This is a genomic window from Thalassospira sp. A40-3 (assembly GCF_015871485.1).
Classification (GTDB): Bacteria; Pseudomonadota; Alphaproteobacteria; order Rhodospirillales; family Thalassospiraceae; genus Thalassospira; species Thalassospira tepidiphila.
Window position 1 is genome coordinate 558,340 of sequence record NZ_CP065428.1, and the last position, 20,721, is coordinate 579,060.

At 56.2% G+C, this 20,721-nt stretch carries 18 protein-coding genes; 6 read left to right on the top strand and 12 right to left on the bottom strand.

Annotated features, from left to right (window positions below; genetic code table 11):
• Positions 1-53: 53 nt before the first annotated feature.
• From IT893_RS02520 to IT893_RS02530, 3 genes are all read right to left on the bottom strand, one after another.
• Positions 54-2,228 carry a xanthine dehydrogenase family protein molybdopterin-binding subunit gene (locus IT893_RS02520; RefSeq protein ID WP_197146720.1) on the bottom strand — a complete coding sequence of 725 codons (2,175 nt, stop codon included), beginning with the start codon at positions 2,226-2,228 and terminating at the stop codon, positions 54-56.
• A gap of 3 nt (positions 2,229-2,231) precedes the next feature.
• Entirely contained in the window at positions 2,232-2,693 is a 462-nt protein-coding gene (locus IT893_RS02525; RefSeq protein WP_197146721.1) for a (2Fe-2S)-binding protein, read from the bottom strand.
• Between the two features lie 301 nt (positions 2,694-2,994).
• The gene (locus tag IT893_RS02530; RefSeq protein ID WP_008890004.1) at positions 2,995-3,228 is read right to left on the bottom strand and encodes a hypothetical protein; all 234 of its coding nucleotides are present in this window, start codon (positions 3,226-3,228) and stop codon (positions 2,995-2,997) included.
• Between the two features lie 212 nt (positions 3,229-3,440).
• On the opposite strand from IT893_RS02530, the gene IT893_RS02535 reads away from it, so the two are divergent.
• Complete coding sequence (locus IT893_RS02535) at positions 3,441-3,878, top strand: Lrp/AsnC family transcriptional regulator (RefSeq protein WP_062955801.1); 438 nt, start codon at positions 3,441-3,443, stop codon at positions 3,876-3,878.
• A 166-nt stretch (positions 3,879-4,044) separates the two neighbouring features.
• Here IT893_RS02535 and IT893_RS02540 read toward each other — a convergent pair whose 3' ends face one another.
• The 6 genes from IT893_RS02540 to IT893_RS02565 all read right to left on the bottom strand — a co-directional run bounded on the left by IT893_RS02540 (position 4,045) and on the right by IT893_RS02565 (position 11,560).
• A complete protein-coding gene (locus tag IT893_RS02540; RefSeq protein WP_197146722.1) occupies positions 4,045-5,118 on the bottom strand; it encodes an ABC transporter ATP-binding protein in 1,074 nt (357 codons plus the stop codon).
• 1 nt (position 5,119) lies between these two features.
• Complete coding sequence (locus tag IT893_RS02545) at positions 5,120-6,517, bottom strand: trehalase family glycosidase (protein ID WP_252724057.1); 1,398 nt, start codon at positions 6,515-6,517, stop codon at positions 5,120-5,122.
• Positions 6,514-7,743, bottom strand: a complete 1,230-nt coding sequence (locus IT893_RS02550; protein WP_120225610.1) for a carbohydrate ABC transporter permease — start codon at positions 7,741-7,743, stop codon at positions 6,514-6,516. The genes IT893_RS02545 and IT893_RS02550 overlap by 4 nt, the downstream gene beginning before the upstream one ends.
• Positions 7,743-9,059, bottom strand: coding sequence for a sugar ABC transporter permease (locus tag IT893_RS02555; protein WP_197146723.1), 1,317 nt, complete (start codon positions 9,057-9,059; stop codon positions 7,743-7,745). Before IT893_RS02555 ends, IT893_RS02550 begins: the two co-directional genes overlap by 1 nt.
• Before the next feature lie 72 nt (positions 9,060-9,131).
• On the bottom strand, positions 9,132-10,478 hold the full coding sequence (locus tag IT893_RS02560; RefSeq protein WP_197146724.1) for an ABC transporter substrate-binding protein: 1,347 nt from the start codon (positions 10,476-10,478) through the stop codon (positions 9,132-9,134).
• Complete coding sequence (locus IT893_RS02565) at positions 10,475-11,560, bottom strand: substrate-binding domain-containing protein (RefSeq protein WP_197146725.1); 1,086 nt, start codon at positions 11,558-11,560, stop codon at positions 10,475-10,477. Before IT893_RS02565 ends, IT893_RS02560 begins: the two co-directional genes overlap by 4 nt.
• Positions 11,561-11,764: 204 nt before the next feature.
• On the opposite strand from IT893_RS02565, the gene IT893_RS02570 reads away from it, so the two are divergent.
• On the top strand, positions 11,765-12,262 hold the full coding sequence (locus IT893_RS02570; RefSeq protein ID WP_197146726.1) for a hypothetical protein: 498 nt from the start codon (positions 11,765-11,767) through the stop codon (positions 12,260-12,262).
• A 42-nt stretch (positions 12,263-12,304) separates the two neighbouring features.
• Positions 12,305-13,465: an MFS transporter gene (locus IT893_RS02575; RefSeq protein ID WP_252724058.1), complete on the top strand. Its 1,161-nt coding sequence runs from the start codon at positions 12,305-12,307 to the stop codon at positions 13,463-13,465.
• Positions 13,466-13,562: 97 nt separating this feature from the next.
• On the opposite strand, the gene IT893_RS02580 is transcribed toward IT893_RS02575, so the two are convergent.
• Entirely contained in the window at positions 13,563-14,804 is a 1,242-nt protein-coding gene (locus IT893_RS02580) for a saccharopine dehydrogenase family protein (RefSeq protein WP_197146728.1), read from the bottom strand.
• A gap of 78 nt (positions 14,805-14,882) precedes the next feature.
• Positions 14,883-15,980 carry a carboxynorspermidine decarboxylase gene (nspC, locus tag IT893_RS02585; RefSeq protein ID WP_197146729.1) on the bottom strand — a complete coding sequence of 366 codons (1,098 nt, stop codon included), beginning with the start codon at positions 15,978-15,980 and terminating at the stop codon, positions 14,883-14,885.
• Positions 15,981-16,425: 445 nt separating this feature from the next.
• Between nspC and IT893_RS02590 the strand changes: the two genes are divergently transcribed.
• On the top strand, positions 16,426-16,914 hold the full coding sequence (locus IT893_RS02590; protein WP_063086976.1) for a VOC family protein: 489 nt from the start codon (positions 16,426-16,428) through the stop codon (positions 16,912-16,914).
• A 40-nt stretch (positions 16,915-16,954) separates the two neighbouring features.
• Here the strand turns inward: IT893_RS02590 and IT893_RS02595 are convergent, their stop codons facing one another.
• The gene (locus IT893_RS02595; protein WP_197146730.1) at positions 16,955-17,986 is read right to left on the bottom strand and encodes a LacI family DNA-binding transcriptional regulator; all 1,032 of its coding nucleotides are present in this window, start codon (positions 17,984-17,986) and stop codon (positions 16,955-16,957) included.
• A gap of 175 nt (positions 17,987-18,161) precedes the next feature.
• On the opposite strand from IT893_RS02595, the gene IT893_RS02600 reads away from it, so the two are divergent.
• Complete coding sequence (locus IT893_RS02600; RefSeq protein WP_197146731.1) at positions 18,162-19,715, top strand: sugar ABC transporter ATP-binding protein; 1,554 nt, start codon at positions 18,162-18,164, stop codon at positions 19,713-19,715.
• Entirely contained in the window at positions 19,708-20,721 is a 1,014-nt protein-coding gene (locus tag IT893_RS02605; protein WP_008890019.1) for an ABC transporter permease, read from the top strand. The genes IT893_RS02600 and IT893_RS02605 overlap by 8 nt, the downstream gene beginning before the upstream one ends.

Genomic DNA, 20,721 nt, shown 5'->3' on the forward strand with positions numbered 1-20,721 from the left:
GGAAACCACGGGGTGGGGGATGGGGGAAAAATGATTTCCCGAGCAGTTATCTCTTACACGAAGTCGAAACCAGCCTTGGTCATGGGAAGATCCAGAATCCGCTTGCCAGTTTGCGCAAAGATCGCATTGGCAACGGCCGGCCCGGTCGGGGGCAGACCCGGTTCGCCAACACCGGTCGGTGCACCGTTCGATGGAACGATGGCGACCTCGACTTCGGGCATTTCGGGATTACGAAGCAATTCGTAATCCGGGAAGTTGTACTGATCGACTTCACCGTCGGTCAGGGTGATCTGGTTGCGCAAGATCGCTGTCAGGCCGTAGCCGGCCCCGCCTTCCATCTGCGCGCGAATGACATCGGGGTTTACAGCCACACCGCATTCAACCGCCATGAACAGCTTGTTGACATGCACGCTGGTGTCATCGACCGAGACATCCGCCACAACCGCGACGCAGGTATTGAACGAGAAGTGGCAGGCAAAGCCGCGCTTATCGCCTTCTTTCCATCCGGAAATTTCACGCACGTGCTTGATGGCTTCAATCATGCGGGCCTGGTTGGGCTGCGCTGCGTCCAGCATGGCCAGACGTAGCGCGATCGGGTCCTGACCGTTTTCGGTTGCGACCATATCCATCAGGGTTTCCATGGCATAAGCGGTGTGGGTATGTCCCACCGAACGCCACCAAAGAACCGGCACCGGGTTATGGAAATCCGTCAGACCGATTGCCTGGTTCGGGATGGCATAAAGGCTTTCGGATACGCCTTCGACAGAGGTCGCATCAACCCCGTCACGGACCATCATGCCTTCAAAGCTTGTGCCTTTCATGATCGACTTGATCGCAAGGCGATGGTCCCATCCGACGATCTTGCCATCCGCATCCAGACCAATCTTTGCCCGGTGTGCCGACATGGCGCGGTAATAGCCGCCCTTCATGTCGTCTTCGCGGCTCCAGACCAGTTTGACCGGGACTTTCTTACCCGACACGGCAAAGGCCATGGCAGCCTCGGCATTGTAGTCGGCGGTCGGGTTGGCGCGACGGCCAAACGAACCACCGGCATATAGCGTCTTGATTTCGACCTGTTCGGGCTTAAGCCCAAGGATCGCCGCAACCGTCGGCCGCGTGATGGTCGGGAACTGACACCCGTCATGAACACGCACACCAAAATCGGTTGGTTCAATCGTGCAGTTCAGAGATTCCATTGACGCATGCGCCAGATACGGGAAGGTGAAGTCAGCCTCGATGGTTTTTGACGCACCTTCGATCAAGGGTGCAACATTCTCGGTTGTGATTTCGTGGCCGATTTCGAATTCCGGTTTTTCATCAAGCAGGGCTTGATGGGCCGCGATCAGGGCATCGGTGCTGCGGGTTTCAGCAACGCTGAAATCCCATTCAACCGAAAGCGCATCACGGGCCTGGAATGCCGACCAGGTGTTTTTGCCAAAGGCAACCACACCCGCCTTGTTTGGCAGGACCTGTGCGGCGATGAAACCACCGACATCCTTTGCCGCACTGTCATCGAACGATACAACGGTGCCACCGAATTTCGGGCTGTGCATGATCGCGGCATAGATCATGCCGGGCAGATTGACATCCATGGCAAAGATCGCGGTTCCGGTGGTCTTGCCGTGATTGTCCTTGCGGTGGAGCTTTTCGTTGCCGATCAGCTTGAACTGATCCGGGGTTTTGATTGTCGGTTTTTCAACGGCGTCAAGGGTTGCTGCGATCGCAACGAATTCGCCAAAGTGACCGGAATTGCCCCCTGATGAAATGACGCCGTTCTCAACAGAGATGGTCGATGCATCTACACCCCAGCTTTGGGCCGCGGCACGGACAAGCAAGTCACGCGCGGCAGCACCAGCTTCGCGGTACTGCATGAATGAATTGGCAATCGAGGTCGAACCACCGGTCCCCTGCGCGCCAAAGAACAGGTTCTTGTAGCGGACATCATCGGCCGGTGCGAAATCGGTTTTGACACTGTCCCAGTTGGCATCGATTTCTTCGGCGACGAGCGTGGTCAGGCCGGTGGTCGTACCCTGACCCATTTCGAAATGTTTGATGATGACGGTGACAACACCGTCGGCATCAATTTTGACAAACGGGTTCAGGTCGGTATTTGCAGTGACCGAGCTTCCGGCAGCCAGAACACCCTTGGCATTCACACCGACGAAAAGGGCTGTGGCGCCTGCGGCCGATCCCTTAAGGAAGCCGCGACGGGATACACTGATGTTCATGGCTTAGGCCTCCAGCTTTTCAGATGCGAGCTTGATGGCTTCGTTGATGCGGACATAGGTCACACAGCGGCAGGCATTGCCGTACATGTAATCCTTGATTTCCTCATCCGTCGGATTGGGGTTTTCGGTCAGAAGGCCGATGGCCGACATGATCTGACCGGACTGACACCAGCCGCACTGCACGACATCTTTTTCCTGCCAGGCGGCCTGAACCGCCTTGGCGATCTTGTCAGTTGCCCCTTCAATGGTGGTGATTTCGCTATCGACCGCATCCTCGACAAAGGTCTGGCAGGAACGGGTCGGGTAACCGTCGACATGCACAGTGCAGGCACCACAATAGGCAACGCCGCAACCAAATTTAGTGCCGGTAAGTTCCAGTTCGTCGCGCAGAACCCAAAGCAGCGGGGTGCCCGGTTCGACATCAACGGTACGGGATTCTCCATTGATCTTAAGCTGATATTGCATGACCGCCTCATCTCTCTCTTTTGGCTTGTTATGCCTGATCATCGCGTGGGGGCAGGTAACCAAGCGGTAAACGCCCGGAATGCGTTATCTGGTAGCGATGGGATGGCGATCTCCGGCCATCAGATCGGCTGGTCGCAGGGCAATACAGGCAGTCTACCAAGGGATTTAAGGCGGATGGCGCGGGCCGTCGGAGAGGAAAAAATGATGAAAACAAAAAGCCCGCCAGTGCATGGGACACTGACAGGCTTTTCAAGCTGGTCCGTCAGGTGGGGCGCCTGATGACCGTTAATGAGGGAGTTCGTTATCTCGGCAGGTGGCCATGTTCGCAGACGAACGCAACGTCATTGCGGGCAATGCCGATGTCTTCAAGCACTTCGCGCGGGGCATTGCGAAGCATTTCCGCATCACGGGCGACCTTGTAGGCTTGTGCCCATTTGCGGGGGAAAAGGACGAGCCAGCGCCAGATGGTTACGCCTGATACCGGCGCGACATTGGTGGTGGCGACGAGGGATCCATTTGTAAACTGTGCTGGCATGATGCTGGCTCGCTAGTTTGTTTGCTAATAAGGGGACAAAGTTTCCTTCGGACCCACAAACAATTTACGTCTGGATTATGTGAAACGGCGCGCAAAGTTCGCAAATCCGTGCGAGATTTTCGCAAAGAATTTGTAAAAACGATTTTCTTTCGCTGGCTGCTTCGGTCATGTTTATCCGAAGGATGTTACAGCGTCGTTTGGGATATTGGACCTTGGCGGAACTCGATAAATTTGACTATCGCCTGCTGGAATTGTTGCAGGAAAACAGTCGCTTAACAGGTAATGAGCTGTCCGCGAAAGTTGGTCTTTCATCGGCGGCCTGTTTGCGCCGGGTGCAGCGCCTGCGCGAAACCGGGGTGATTGAGCGCGACGTCGCGATTGTGTCGCCCAAGGTGTTTGGCAAGAAGATGATGGTGATCGTGCTTCTGACCATGGAGCGCGACCGACCGGATCGGTATATGCTGATGCGTGAAGAATTTGGCAGAATGCCTGAGGTTGTGCAGTGTCATCACGTTACGGGCGCGCATGATTTTGTGCTGCGGATTCAGGTCAGCGACATGGAAGAATACAGCGCATTTGTCGACCGGGTGTTTCATGAACCCTATATCAAACGCTATGAAAGTCTGGCGGTTCTGGGGTCGCTGAAATAGCGCAAAAAGGGGCTTTTTCGGTATTCACTTAAAATGAATAACCAGCCCCATTATTCAATATTGGTGAAAAATCAGACAGCAGGCTGACAGCCCGATATTGGACGTCATTTTAATCCTCATACAATTACAATGACGCCCAATTCGGAAATCCGGCATGCGGGTTTCGTCATGCCGGGATGGTTTTTTCCGATGCGTCGAACAGATGCACATCGCCGGATGCAAAATGCAGCCCGACGGTGTCGCCCACGACCGCGTCGGAATGACCGACGATGCGCACGGTGAACAGGCCGACATCGGGGACATTGACATAGGCGAAGCTGTCGGAGCCGAGATGTTCCATGACATCGATTTGACCGGTCAGGATGGCCTTTGAGGCATCACCGGCATCGCCCGCGTCACAAAGCGCCATATGTTCGGGGCGAATGCCCATCTTGGTGGCACCTTCGGTATTGCGGGCAATATCGGATGTGTTGCCATTGCCAAAGGTAAGCTGCATGCCCGTGCCCTTGCAGTCGACCACATTCATTTTTGGCGAGCCGATAAACTGGGCGACAAACAGGTTGCCCGGATGGCGATAGAGATCAAGCGGGGTGCCGATCTGTTCGATCTGGCCAGCCTGCAGAACGACGATCTTGTCGGCAAGCGTCATGGCCTCGACCTGGTCATGGGTGACATAGACCATGGTGGCACCGAGTTTCTGGTGCAGGCGGGCGATTTCAAGACGCATTTCAACGCGCAAAGCCGCATCAAGGTTTGAGAGCGGTTCGTCAAACAGGAAGGCGCGCGGTTCGCGGACAATTGCGCGGCCAATGGCGACGCGTTGACGTTGGCCGCCTGACAGTGCCTTGGGTTTGCGATCCAGATAGTCTTCGAGTTTGAGGGTGGCGGCGGCTTCATCGACCTTTTGGGTGATTTCGGCTTTGGGCATGCCGGCAACGGTCAGGGCAAAGCCCATATTTTCACGCACCGATTTGTGCGGATAAAGGGCATAGGACTGAAACACCATCGAAAGCTCGCGCTCGGCCGGTGGCTTGCCGGTGACGTCATCGCCATCAATCAGGATCTGGCCATCGGATGCTTCGACAAGGCCCGAAATCAGGCGCAGCAATGTCGATTTGCCACAGCCGGACGGGCCGACAAAAATCACCAGCTCACCCTCATTGATCTGAAGATCGATGCCCTTGATGACATCAATCCCGCCGAATGATTTGCGGATGCCTTTAAGTTCGATCTGGCCCATTTTATGTGTTCTCCTGATCTGCGGTGCCCGTTGGTGAGGCTGATTGGGAAAGGTGTGGGGTGATGGGCAACGTTTCGGGACGGGCCGCCCAATAAAGCGACATCGATGCCGTCCATGAAAAGTCCGTGCCACCGCCACCACGGCCGGTCACCGGGCAGAAATATTCACGAAAATCGGATTGGTCGATAAGGGACTGCGTATCGCGCCGGATGCGATCGGCAAGATCGGTTTCGCCATGTTCGATCAATCCGGTGGCGATCATCCAGTTGACCATGGCCCAGACCGGGCCGCGCCAATAACGGATGGAATCAAACAGTTCATGGTTGGGATCAAAGCTTGGAACGCCGTGTTTGACCTGTGATAGCCAGTGGGTGAGGGTTGCCGCCATCTTGCCCGCCCGGGTCGGTTCGACAGGCCCGGCAAACATCGCAAGCCAGCTTCCCGATGTGAGCCCGGTGGCGTGTTCATCGCGTCTGAGATCAAGTGTGACATAGCCACCAACCTTTTCAGACCACAGCAACTCAAACCCGGCATCAAGGCGGGCAAGGCGGGCGGTGGCGCGGGCGGCAATGTCGTCCTGGCCCAGAAGCCTTGCCATCGTGATCAGGTCGCGTTCGGCCCGGCGCAGGATGGCATTCATGCCCGGTTCAGCGACCCAGAACGGGCAATCGCGGGCAATGATTTCTGTATCCCAATTGCAATCACGACCAAACCTGACCAGCGCCATATAGTGATCGTAGTCGTTGTTTTTCGGGCGTTCGTCTTCGTTGACGATATCGGTGTCGCGGCGGTGATAGGTGCCAACCCCGGTGGTATCGATAAAGGATAATGGGCGATCCCAGTCGGGCAAATTATCGCGGCCACTTTCCCACGGATGCATGATGGCGACTACGCCACGGCCATCCGGGTCACGGGCATCGAGAAACCATTGATGCCAGCGATCAAGTTTGGGCAGAAGTTTTGCCGCGCGATCGCGATGGGCAGCAATATCTTCGGCCAGAAGCCGTTCGATCACGGTTGCCGCAACGGGCGGCTGGGTGATGCCCGATGTTGGCGGGCTTTTGGCAATGTCGGTCGTGCCCCATTGTTCCGGTCCGGGGAAGTAGCTTTTTTCCTCTTTCCAGAAAATGATGTGCGGCACCATGCCGTTGTCCCATTGCGCGGAAAGCAGGCTTTCGACTTCCTGCCAGGCGCGATCAGAATCAAACACCGAAAAGCCAAGGGCAACCAGCGCACTGTCCCAGTTCCACTGGAACGGATAGAGCTTGGCACTGGGCACGGTATAGCCGCCGCGATCATTGCCGATAAGGATGTCGGCCGCACGTCTGTTGGTGCCGGTAAGCTGATCGAGGGATAGGCGCATCTGGCGCATCTGGCTCATCTGGCTCATCTGGCTCATCCTTTGACACTCCCGGCGGTCAGGCCCTGAACAAGGAAGCGTTCAAACCACAGGAAGATGACCAGGATCGGAACCGTTGCGATCACCGCACCGGCCATCAGATGTTGACGCGGGACTTCGGATGAATTGAGCGACACGACCCCGCGCGACAGGGTGAAGATATCGGGATCATCGAGGAACATGAAGGCAAACAGGAACTCGTTCCAGGCGATCATGAAGACATAAAGCGACACCGATGCAAGGGCCGGCAAGGCAAGTGGCAGGGTGATTTTCCAGATCACGCCAAAGCGCGACAAACCATCCATCAGACCGGCTTCTTCCAGTTCGGCCGGAAGACCGCGGAAATAGCCCTGAAGCATGTAAAGGGCCACGGGGACCGTGGTGGCCGGATAGACGATCAGAAGGCCAACCACCGTATTGCGCAGGCCAAGTTGGCTGAAGACGGCATAAAGCGGGATGACCAGAACGATCATCGGCACGAGATAGATCAGCAGGATCGAGCTTGAAAGTACGGTCTGTCCGGGGAATTTCAAACGTGCCACCGCATAGGCGCCGGGGATCGAAAAGGCCAGCGTGATCAAAACAGTGCAGACCGACACGATGGTCGAAATCAGAAGGAAGCGGCCAAAATTGAACTTGGTGAACAGTTCGACATAGCTGTCAAACAGGCTGGCAGCGCCCTGTGTCAGATCAATCGACAGATCCAGCGGGTTCAGGAACAGATCCTGCTGGTTCTTAAGACTGGTCATCACCATCACATAAAATGGCAGGATGACGATCACGCTAAAGAACACAAAGCCAAAGCCCTTAAGGGTTCGGACAATCACCAGATCAATTTTGTAGCGTTTGAGCATGCCAGACTGAATGTCGATCAGGACCGCCCGGTTGGCAAAGGTCACGGCAAGCGCGATCAACCCGACGCCAAACGCCTGAATAAGCGAACTTTCAGAGAAGGCCAGACTGAACGGTGCACCAAAGGAGACCAGCATCATGGTTATGATGACGCCGGCAAAGGCGACAAGATAAAGCCCCGGTGTGCGGTCTGCGGGGGCGCGCAGCATGATGATGGCGGCATTGACCGCCCCGCCAAGCGCACCTGCCGATATGATCGGCGTTGCCGGAAGGCCGGTGATCAGGGTCAGTGAAATGCCGGTGAGGGCAACCGCAATCGTGCCCCAAAGCAAGCCAGTCAGAAGACCCAGAAGAAGACCCGTACCGATACGCATTACGAATCCTCCCGATGGACGAATTTGAAATAGAACACGGCAAACACCAGAAGCAGGATAAAGATGGCCACCGCCACCGCCGCCCCGGCGCCAAGGTTGGACAGGGCAAAGCCCTGTTCATAGACATCGACCGTGAGTGTGCGCGTGCCTGCCGCCCCGCCGGTCAGCAGGAAGATGTCGTCAAACTTGTTGAACGTCCAAATGAAGCGCAACAGGAACAAGGTGGACAGAATGCCCAGAAGTTGCGGCAGGGAAATGTGCCAGAATTGCTGGAGCGGGGTGGCACCATCGACCTCGGCGGCCTCGTACATGTCAGATGAAATCGACTGCATCCGGGCCAGAATGAACAGGAAGGACAGCGGGAAATAGCGCCAGGCTTCAAAGGCAATCACCGTTGCCAAGGCCAGCGGGAAATCGATGGTGAGCCCGAAAACATCAATGGGAATGTCGCGCTGACCAAAGAAGTTTACGCCCTCGTCGGCGATGTTCATGCGCTGCAAGATGGCGTTGAATGTGCCGTTGAAGGGATCAAGCAGGATCACCCAGGTAAAGGCGACCGCGATCACCGGTGCCACATAGGGAAACAGGAAAAGCCCGCGAATGATCGACCGCCCGGCAAAGGGTTTGTTGAGCATTTGTGCGGCAAACAGGCCCAGAACCAATGCGCCCAAAGTACCAAAGACGGTATAGGTGATCGTCACCCACAGCACCGACCAGAATTCGTGGGAATCAAAAATCCGCGCGAAGTTATCAAGGGTGAATTCACTGTTGGTCAGGATGTTGTCGGAGGTGCCGGTAACGGTGGGTTCGCTATCGCGCGGGGAAACCGGATTGGCGGCAAAGCTTTCATCCGAAACAGCCGTCATTTTAAGACGGGTGCGTTCGCCAGCCGGAAGGCCATCAAGCGCACAGCGGACCTCGGCCCCCGTGACCGTACAGACATCCCCCGGATCAATAACCGTAATGCCCGCGGGCAATGTATCGGTCAGGACGACGTCGGTAATATCGCCGTCGCGCGATGAATTGCGCAGGCGGTACTGGATTTCAAATTCCTGCCCGGCGATGTCAAAATCGCCCCGGACCCGTTCGGACACCACCGGGGTTGGCGGGCGCAAATCCGATAGTGTGACCGGCTTGACCGAAATCCAGAAATTGGCCAGCAACGGAAACAGGACAATGCCCATGACAATCAGAAATGTCGGGGCCAGCATCCAAAGGGCAAGCCGTGCTTCGCGCCGGGCCATCGGGCCCAGTTTGCCTTTGCGCGGCGGCGTGGTGGTTGCCGGAGGTTGAGCGGTTGAGTTGGAAGGGGCCATCGTCTTGAAATCCGTTGTGAAAATCGGAAATCCGGGGCGCGGCGAAAAAGCTACGCCCCGGATCAAGATCGCTTATTCGATGTTGCTGACTTCTTCGTTGATCAGATCAGCAGTTGCATCGGCATCACGTTCGCCATCGATGAATTCGCGCACACGGCGGTTGATGACCTGACTGTTGATGATGCGCGATGCCTTGGCCAGCTGACCTTCGGCAACACCCCAACGGTTTGCGGTTTCAAGACCGGAAACGATGTCGGTGATGACGGCCGGGTCATACAGCTCTGACAGCGGCTTTTTGCGATCCACACCGACCGGAAGCGTAGCCCATGCCTTAACAAATTCATCCGGATTGTCGGCGGTGCCATGACGGACCGGGAATTTGCCTTCGGGTGCGATGGAAAGCGTGCTGGTGTAACCTTCACCGAGCGAGAATTTGACAAATTCCTCGGCCGGGTCGGTATCGGCATCATTGGTGATACCGAAATAGCGAATGTCACCCCAGGCGGCACCATTCGGATTGGACGGGCCCATCAGACGGGTGACAACACCGGTTTTCGAGGCGAGCTCGCCCGAGGTCGGGTCATTATTGATGGTGGGCGGCGCGCTGTCGCGAAGGCCCGCCAGTTCATCAAGGATGAAGGGCGACCAGATGATCATTGCTGCTTTGCCCGCGAAGTAAACCTCGCGCGACTGTTTCCAGTACAGATCACCGGGGGGCGATGCATCGGCGAGTTTTTTATAAAACTCAAGCGCCTCGATCAGTTTTGCCTTGTCAAAACCGACCGAGCCATCGGCGGCCACCGGGGTTGCGCCATTTGCCAGGAAGACATGTTCGAGCACCTGGCTCATGAAGTTTTCATCGATCTTGGTCGCGGCGACAAAGCCATACATTTCAGGCGGGTTGTGCAGGGCTTCGATCGCCTTGACGATATTGGCGTAGGTGTTGGGGGCTTCCAGGCCCGCCTCGTCAAACAGGTCCTTGCGATAAAGCACCATCTGGGTCCAGCCATCAGAGGGGACCGCGGCAACTTCGCCGTCGAAATCAGCCATGCTGAGTGCGGCCGGGGCGAAGGTATCCTTGCCCAACTGGTTGACGACTTCGTTGTTGGCTTCGGTATCAAGGATGCCGGCCTCGGACCAGGGCAGGACATATTGCAGCGTCAGGTAAATGACGTCTGGCAAGTCACCGGCGGCGTAGGCCGCGGTGGCACGCGTGCCAAGTTCGGTTTCAGTGACCGGAATGACTTCGACAGAGGTGCCGGTTTTGGCTTCGAACTCCTTGGCCATTTCTTCTTGTTTGGCCAGGCGTTCGGGTTGTTCTTCGGTGGTCCAGAACCGCAGTTGCGCACTGGCGATGCTGGTGGAAACCAGCAGACCAGCGGCAGCAAGCGTTAAAGCACGCGTAAACCTTGTTTTCATGAGATGCCTCCCTTGGCATTTGCGGCCAGCTTCAATGCTGGCGGGTTGGCTGACCCACGGACGGTCAGCGATGCTTCCCACAGGATTTGGGAAAATTCGGATGCAGGCGACTTTGCCTTGTTTGCCTGCGCAACAACGATCCGGCCGACTTCACGGCCGATCTGATAGCTGGCCTGGCTCATGGTGGTCAGGCCGGGATGGATGGCCTCGCCCATCGGCAGGCCATCAAAACCAATCACGGACATTTCCGATCCGACATCGATACCGGCATGGGCCAGCGCATGGATCGCGCCGATGGCAACCGCATCGGTGACACACAAAATGGCGGTCGGATGATCGGGGAGTTTGAGAATTTCCAAAACGGCTTCGCGGGCGGCCAGTTCGTTGGTGATGCCGTCATGCATATAGCCGGGCAGAATGTCGCAACCCTTGGCCTTGGTCGCGGCAAGATAACCGGCGCGCCGTTGCCATGCGTAATTAAGTTCGGGATCGCCGCCGAGAAACGCGATCTTGCGATGGCCGAGGCCGACCAGGTAATTCACCGCATCGACAAAGGCCTTTTCATTGTCGATATCAAGCCATGCATAGTCGTCGCAGTTCTCTGTCCGGCCTTGGGCCACAAACGGGATGTGAGATGTGCGCAGGAAATCGATGCGCGGGTCATGGCGTTTGGTGCGGGCAACAACAAATCCGCCAACCTTGGCTGAGCGGATCAGGCGGTCCATGACTTCGACCTCGTCATGACCATCAGGGACGGCGGAGACCAGCAAGTCCCAGTCAGACAGGGCCAGTTCGGTGGCAAGACCGTCGAGAATTTCGGCCAGAAACGGATCAATCTGATGACCATCACGGGCCGGCAGGACAAAGCCGATGGTTTCAACAACACCACGGGCAAGACGCCGTGCGGTGGTTGACGGGCGATAGCCCAGTTCATCGGCGGCCTTACGCACACGGGCGACGGTTTTTTCGGCGATGTCTGGATAATTGTTAAGCGCGCGCGAAACGGTTCCCTCGGACAAACCAAGATGTTTGGCCAGCCGGGCAATCGACATGGTTTCGTTTTGCTTCCGAACGCGCGGCACGGAACCTCCCTGAGTGTCTTCGTTAGAGCCTGTTGCATCAAATTTGCCTCACTTTGCCGAGGACATCCTTCTGTCCGGCAAAGAAAGGTCCGGTGTGCGTAGCGGGGCTACGGTTCAAGGACCTTGACGCTGCGGGGCGGAAGAATGTCCCGGCCCACAGGGTTCGTTTTTGGCGGCGTTTCGCGGCGTTACACCGTTTGACCGATGCGCCGCATCGCTCTGCACGCTGTGCCTTGCCAAACGACACGCCAAAAACAAACAAAGCGAAGCAAATTTAATGCAACAGGCTCTACTGCTTTTCACCGCCTTTTTGACGGTGTTTGGTGTTCCGAAACCGCTTTCGGAACAGGGAAACGCTATCCGAAACCGCTTTCGGTTGTCAAACAGTTGATTTTGAACGATTTATTTTGCAACGCGGCAGCGGGGTCAGGCTACCCGCAAGGGTGGGGTGAAATCGCGTGTAATTCATGCACGCCAAGCCTTCTGCGCAAATTCATCAACCAAAGGTATAGAATTCGCCGCGTGCCGTATTTTGCGGCGCAAACCTTTGTATCGCCGCGGGTGGGCGCTGTGTTTTGGCCTTGTTGGGCGGTGACTCGCGCGGCTGCTTTATCGAAGATGGTGCGTGATGCCGTCATCGGCAATCTGGTCGGGGATGGTCCCGTTACTGAGCGGACTTTGTTTTTATCTGCTAAGTACTGAATTTCCTTGCCTAAAACCGGGCAAATCATATCACATGGCGTGATGACAGACCAAAATGCCGAGATAAATCCGAATGCCATTGTGCAAGTAAAGGTTCTGGCCCTGCTTGGCGCGGTGTTGCTTGTCGGGTCGAATTCGTTTGTTTTAAGCCCGATCCTGTCAGAAGTGGCGGCCGGGCTTTCGACGCAGACCTATCATGTGGCCTGGGCGATTTCGGCGTTCGGGGCGGCGACGGCCCTATCGGCGCTGACTCTGGCCGGGATGATTGACCGGATGTCGGTCGGGCGTGTTTTGGGCGGTGCGGCCCTTTTACTGGCGGTGGCGCAGGTTTCAAGCGCGCTCAGCCAGCATTGGGTTTGGCTGTGCCTGTCGCAGGCGCTGGCCGGGGTGGCCGTTGGTGTGTTGTTGCCGGGATCCTATGCCACGGTCACCGCCACAGCCCCCAAGGGGCGGGAGGCAGCACGGCTTGGTGTGGTTCTGACCGGGTGGGCGTTATCATTGGTGGTGGCAGTCCCCGCCGCAGCGTTCATTACCGAGCAATTTGGCTGGCGGATGGTTTATTTCCTGATGGCCGGGTTGTCGGTGCTGGTGGCCGGTATTCTGGTGATGTTGCTGTCGGATGTGCGTGGCGGGATGAGCACGCGGACATCGCCCTTGCGCGCATTTCGGCTGCCGGGTGTTTGGCAGTTACTGGCGGTGATGCTGGTTTATATGACCGCGTTTTACGGCTGTTTTGCGTTTTTCGGGGTGGGTGTGCGCACGGCCTTTGACCTGTCAGCGCAGGGCAGCGGTATGTTTGTTATGGCCTATGGCGTGGGGTTTGGCGTCATGGGATTTGTGTTGGGCGTGATATCGCCCAAAATTACCCGGGGGTATTTGTGTCTGGTGTTGATCGCGATTGCGACAAGCTATGCCACCTGGGGATTGACCCTGCAAAGCCAGATCAGCGCCATGGCCGGAACCGCCATTTGGGGGATGCTTAATCAGCTTGGCCTGAATGCGATGGTGGTGTCGTTGAACCGTCAGGCGTCTGATGCGCGCGGGGCGGTGATGGGGCTGAATAGTGCGGTGACCTATTCGGCGGTGTTTGCCGGGCCAATGATCATGGGACCGATTTATGCCGCGTTCGGCTTTGCCGCCGTGGCAGGATTTGGAGCCGTTTTGGTGATGTGCGGTGTGATTGTCAGTTGGCGACGCGCTTGAGATCTGGAATCCATAGCTGTTCGAATGACGGTCTGATCAAAAACGCAAAATGGCGGGTCGAAACCCGCCATTTGCATTTGTTTGTTGTCCGGTGCGCTTAGGAGAAGTCGAGCGCGCGGTCGCCGTTGGCGTCCTTGATGCGGGTCGGAAGACCCATGCCGTTGAGCAAATTCAGGAACGGTTTGGATGGCAGTTCTTCGACGTTTGCCATCTTTTTCACGTCCCACTCGCCAGTTGCGATCAGCATTGCAGCCGCGACGGGCGGCACACCGGCAGTATAGGAAATGCCCTGGCTTCCGACTTCGTTATAGGCGTCCTTGTGGTCCGCCACGTTATAGATCAGGACTTCGGTTTCCTGGCCGTCCTTGGTCCCCTTGACCAGATCACCGATGCAGGTCTTGCCGGTATAGTTCGGTGCCAAGGAGCTTGGGTCCGGCAGGCAGGCCTTGACGACCTTGAGCGGCACAACTTCGAGGCCCTCGGCCGTGGTGACCGGTTTTTCGGACAGAAGGCCGATGTTTTTCAGAACCGTGAAGACATTGACGTAGTGATCGCCAAAGCCCATCCAGAAGCGGACGTTTGGCACGTCAAGGTTCTGGGACAGGGAATGGACTTCGTCATGGCCGGTCATGAAGGTCTGGCTTTCGCCGACAACCGGCATGTCCCAGATCTTTTTGACTTCGAACATCTTGTTCGACTGCCATTTGCTGTCCTGCCAGGAATAGACTGTGCCGGTGAATTCGCGGAAGTTGATTTCCGGATCGAAGTTGGTGGCAAAGTATTTGCCATGGCTGCCGGCATTGATGTCGATGATGTCGATCGACTCAATCTTATCAAAGTAATCTTCGACGGCCAGTTTGGCATAGGCATTCACCACACCCGGATCGAAGCCGACACCAAGAATGGCGGTTACGCCAGCGGCCTCGCACTCGGCACGGCGCTTCCATTCATAGTTGGCATACCATGGCGGGGTTTCGCAGATTTTGTCCTGCTCTTCATGGATGGCGGTATCGAGGTAGGCGACACCGGTTTTGATGCAGGCCGACATGACCGGCATGTTGATAAAGGCAGAGCCGACATTAATGACGATCTGGCAGCCGGTTTTTTCGATCAGGGCCGCGGTCGCATCAACGTCGGTTGCATCCAGGGCGTGACCTTCAAGAACGCCGGGGTTCTTAAGGTTTTTCTTTTCGTGGATGCTGTCGATGATGGACTGGCACTTTGATGCCGTGCGCGATGCGATATGAATATCGCCAAGCACGTCATTATGCTGTGCGCATTTATGTGCAACGACCTGGGCGACGCCACCTGCGCCGATAATCAGAACATTCTTTTTCATGTCGGGCCAAAAACTCCCCTGTTTTGAGAGGTGGGGAAACACTTCCCCGGTTCGCTATGAAAACTGCGCTTTCGTGTTTTACGAAAGGCTCGAAACGTAGTCGTCAAAACCGAACTCACGCACAACGCGCTCTGTTCCGTCGAGTTCCCGGATCACGATGGACGGCATGCCGACCCCGTTAAACCAGTTCTTTTTCACCATGGTGTAGCCGGCCGCATCCTGAATGGAGATACGGTCCCCGACCTTGATCTCGTTTTCGAAATCAAATTCGCCAAATACGTCGCCGGCAAGGCAGGACTTGCCGCAAATCATGTATGGGTGATCGCCCGTGTTCGGCAGGACCTTGGCATTTTCGCGATAGATCAGAAGATCGAGCATGTGGGCTTCGATCGAGCTATCGACGATGGCAAGGTTTTTGCCGTTAAACAGGGTATCAAGCACGGTGACCTCAAGGGTGGTGCTTTTGGTGATCGATGCTTCGCCGGGTTCAAGATAGACCTGCACGCCGAATTTCTCGGAGAATGCCTTGAGCCGCGCGCAGAATTTATCAAGCGGGTAATCTTCGCCGGTGAAATGGATGCCGCCACCGAGGCTGACCCATTCAACACGCGCGAGAAGCGATCCAAACTTTTCCTCGATATTACCCAGCATCTGATCAAACAGATCAAAGTCGGCATTTTCGCAGTTATTGTGGATCATGAAGCCGGAAATGCGGTCCATCACCGCTTCGACCTTGGCGACGTCCCATTCACCCAGACGCGAGAACGGGCGGGCCGGGTCGGCCAGATCGAAGCTTGAGGTCGAGACCTGCGGGTTCAGACGAAGACCACGAACGATGCCCGATGCCTGATCGGCAAAGCGGGTCAGCTGGCTGATGGAATTGAAGATGATCTTGTCGGCATTCTCAATGACTTCGCCGATTTCATCATCGGAATAGGCGACACTATAGGCATGCGTCTCCTTGCCGAATTTCTGGCGGCCCAGCTTGACTTCATAGAGCGACGAAGACGTTGTGCCGTCCATATAGTCCGACATGAAGTCAAACACCGACCAGGTCGCAAAGCATTTCAGCGCAAGCAACGCCTTGGCACCGGAATGTTCGCGCACATAGGCGATCTTTTCCATGTTGCGTTTAAGCTTGGACTTGTCGATCAGATAATAGGGCGTTGCGGGCATGGACGGCTCTCTACAACTATGTCACGGGGAATGCGGGTGAACTCGGAACGCGCGATCACGCTGTCAGGTTCCGGGTTTGGGCAAAATCACCAAATTGGTGGGGGCAACCGGCTTTTCTAGTGGTCAGCCTGACGGTGCGTCATCCAATAGACGGAGACAGATAAACTGTATTCATTCATCAGATGCCTCCATCCTTCGGGTTTGCCAAATGCGTTTTGCTGCGTCCCAATAGCAGCGGGGGCAGGGGCGGTCAATACTGCAATGTCGCCTTTATTAGGCGATTTCGCGCGTCTCTGCATGTTGTGGTTTCATGACGGTTTGATCAAGGGGCAATCGCATTGATTTCGAAGGGTCATTGCCCCATCTGTTGATCATGGGGCGCATTCATGATTACCATCATGTTGTCGCGCCCGTAACACGGATACATTCAGACGGAGGAGGCCCCATGTCACCTGCACCTGTAAGTGTCGACCATCTTGCATTTCCGACCCGCGATCTTGAGGCGACCGACCATTTTTATTCCAAAGTGGTGGGCGCAACACTGGTCCACGCGGAAAGTGGCTATAGCCCGTCGTGGAAATCCGATTATTTGTTGATTACCTATGCGCTGCCCGATGGCACGCGCCTGTCCTTCTTTGACTGGCCGGCCGATACCGGGCCTTATCCGGACGATCCAAACATGCCCGATGACGTGTTTCATATCGGGTTGCGCTGTTCTGCCCCGCGCGATGTGATCGCCTGGCAGAACCATCTGTTCCAGCACAAGGTGGTCTATCACAGCGAGGATGACGGCAAGTCGCGCCGGTTATTTATGCGCGATCCCAATGGTATCCGGTTTGAAATCTTTGCCTCTGAAATTGCCAAATCCGGCGAGGATCATGAAGGAAACGCGCGTTCCGTCATGGGCGAGTGGCAAAAGATTGCCAGTGCCTGAGATTAGAGGTGCCTGAGTTTGCAGGGCCTAAGACGGTCCGCTAGCTGGGGCAGGGGCCGGTACTTTGGCGAACGATCAGTTCCGTCGGGATGATTACCGGCCCGGTTTCGCCGTGCGACGGCGGTGTTTTTGACCCCAGACGATCCAGAAGCAAGGCAATTGCCTGTTCGCCCAGACGGCGGCGGGGTTGGCGGACGGTTGTGATCGGTGGATCATAGGCCGCGGCATGCGGAATATCGTCAAAGCCGACAACTGATAGATCATGCGGGATGCGAAGCCCGACTTCCTTGGCAGCCACAATCACCCCGATCGCCATGCCGTCACTGGCGCAACACACGGCCGTTGGTCGGGTCTTGGGATCAGCCAGAAGCGCACGCCCGGCGGCAATACCGGAATCGATGGAAAAATCGCCGCGATAAATCAGGCCTGGTTCGTGGGTGATGCCCGCCGATTTCAGGGCGCGGCGATATCCGGTCACACGGTCCGTGGTCAGGATATTACCCGTCGGGCCGCTGACATGGGCGATGCGGGTATGGCCGAGATCAATCAGATGGTTGGTCGCAACAAAGGATGCCTCGTCATTATCAATGATGACGGTTGGCAAGGCACATCCCGGAATGCGTTCGCAGGCAATCACCACCGGTGGTGTGGCGTTTGCCGGGGCCTTGGCAAGCGGTGCCGGGAGCCTGCCATTGAGCAGGATCATGGCATCGGCCTGATTGCTGCGCAGATAGGCGGCATAGGTTGCTTCGCGTTCGGGATCGTTTTGCGTGTCACCAATCAAGACGTTATAGCCCGCCTGACTGGCACCCTTTTCAATGCCGGACAGAATCGCCGAAAAGAAAGGGTTTCCGATATCGGGCACCAGCAAAAGAATCATCCCCGAACGGTTCAGGCGCAGGTTCCGGGCCATGACATTGGCGGTGTAACCGGTCGCGGCGATGGCAGTTTGCACTCTTTCGCGTGTGGTTTCGGAAACCACATTGGGTTTGTGCAAGGCCCGGCTGACAGTGGCAATAGACACCCCTGCCTGGCGGGCAACATCTTCAATCGTCGCGATTTTTTCAGTCATTCTTCTTCCTACTCCGCCGGTTGCAGGCTGTCCAGCGGCATTCGACGCCCGGATCGGCAGGTGATTTTGATCACTCCGAGCAAAATGTAAAGGTTTACATCGAAAATGAAAACGTTTACACAGAGCTTAATCAAGAGTTGATCGCAAAAAATGCGACGCTAGGGAGGATATATTCATGACGGATGCGGCTGTTCACGCCGTTAATCCCGATCAGCAGGCGCGCGTGCGGCTGTCCGGTCGGGAGATTTGCAAGTCATTTGGCCCGGCACAGGTGCTTTTCGATGTTTCCATCGATCTGCATGCGGGGGAAGTGCATGCGCTTTTGGGCGAAAATGGTGCGGGCAAATCGACGTTAGTGAAAATCCTGTCTGGCTATCATCAGCCGACCAGTGGCGCACTTAGTCTTGATCAGACTGAAGTCACGTTTGAAGACAGTGAAGTTGCCGAAAATCACGGTGTCATCCTGATCCATCAGGAACTGAACCTGGCCGAGCAACTGACCGTCGAAGAAAACATTTTCCTTGGCCGCGAGATCAAGCGGGGCTGGTTCCTTGATAAGGCCGCGATGCGCGCGGAAGCCAAAAAGCTTCTCGATCAGTTGCAATGCGATGTCGATCCGCGCACACGCATCAAGGATCTTGCGGTTTCCGACCGTCAGATGGTCGAAATTGCCAAGGCACTTTCCAAAAACGCCGATATTCTTATCCTTGATGAACCGACCGCGGTCTTGACCGGGCGCGAGGTTGATATCCTGTTTGATCAGATCCGGCGCCTGCGCGAACAGGGTGTCGCGATCCTTTACATTTCCCACAAGCTGGACGAGATCAAGGCGATTGCCGACCGCGTCACGGTTCTGCGCGACGGGCGCCTGATCACGACCGAGCCGGTGACTGATGTTGAAAAAGACGACATGGCGCGCCTGATGGTCGGCCGGGATATCAAACAGATGTTCCCCGACCGCGCGCCGGTTGAGGCCCATGATGTGGCCATGTCTGTTCGCAATGTATCGGTTGACGGGCAGGTGCGCGACGCCAGCTTTGATCTGCGTCGCGGTGAGGTTCTGGGCTTTGCCGGGATTGTCGGCGCCGGGCGGACAGCCTTGATGGAGGCGATCATTGGCCTGCGTGACAGATCATCTGGCGAGATCGAACGCAATGGCGAGCCGGTTTCGATCCGCAGCCTGCAGGATGCCAAGAAATGCGGCATTGCCTATCTGACCAAGGATCGCAAGGGCAGCGGGTTGTTGCTGAATATGGATATGCGGCCCAACCTGACTTTGCTGGCACTTGAAAAATTCGGGACCGTGATCCTTAATCGCAAGGCCGAAGAAGCCGCACTGGCAAACGCGATCGAGGCCTTTGACATTCGCGCGGCCGATCCAAAAGCCAAGGTCGGTGATTTTTCCGGCGGCAATCAGCAGAAGCTGTTGCTAGCCAAGGTCATGGAAACCGACCCGGAAGTCGTGATCATCGACGAGCCGACGCGCGGCATCGATATCGGCACCAAAAGCCAGATTTATCATTTCATCGGCGATCTTACCAAACGCGGTAAATCCGTCATTCTCCTGTCGTCTGAAATGCCGGAAATGCTTGGCCTGTCTGATCGCATCGCGGTCATGGCGGCGGGGCGTATCACCGGCATTCTCGAAGGAAACGACCGCAACGAGCATGAAATCATGCGGCACGCGACAGGAATTTCAGGCAAGCAGGGAGTGTCTGTTCATGAGTAGCCTTGAGCGCTCTGAAGCCTCGACTTCGAGTGGTTTCAATATCGATTTCAAAGCCTTGGGTCCGTTTTTGGCCCTCGTTGGCCTGTTTGTTCTGGGCACGGGTATTAATGACGCGTTCCTGAGCGGCGGCAACCTCTCGAACATTTTCACCCGTGCGGCCTTTATCGGCATCATCGCGGTGGGTGCTACCTTTGTGATCACCGCGGGCGGCATTGATCTTTCGGTGGGCTCGATGGCGGCGTTTATTTCGGGTGCGATGATTGTTGTGATGAATACGCTTGTCGCAACGCTGGGGGCCGGGATCGAGACGGTTTTGATCGGTGTGGTGTTGTCAGTCTTGCTGGGGATTGCGGCCGGGGCTGTTAATGGCCTGGTGAGTACCAAGGGCAAGATCGAAGCGTTTATCGTCACACTTGGCACCATGGGGATTTACCGGTCGCTTGTGACCTATATGGCCGATGGCGGGACCCTGTCGCTTGATTTTGATGTGCGCGGTGTTTATCGCCCGGTCTATTACGGCGACATTCTGGGCATTCCTGTGCCGGTGCTTGTCTTCTTTGCCGTGGCGGTTGCGGGCTATGTGCTGCTGAACATGACGCCGTTCGGGCGGAAATGCTTTGCGATTGGCTCAAACGAGCAGGTTGCGCGGTATTCGGCAATCCATGTCGACCGTGTGAAGACCCTGACCTATGTCATTCAGGGGCTGTGCGTATCGGTTGCGACCATTATTTATGTGCCGCGTCTTGGGTCGGCTTCAAGCTCGACCGGGGTGCTTTGGGAACTTGAAGCGATTGCTGCCGTGATTATTGGTGGCACGATGCTTAAGGGTGGTTATGGCCGGATCTGGGGCACGGTGATCGGCGCGATCATGCTGACCACGATTGGCAATATTCTGAATTTGACGGATGCGATCAGCAACTATCTGAACGGAGCAGTTCAGGGTCTGATCATCATCGTTGCGGTATTCCTGCAGCGCGGGGACTGGCGACGCAAAAAGAGCAAATAA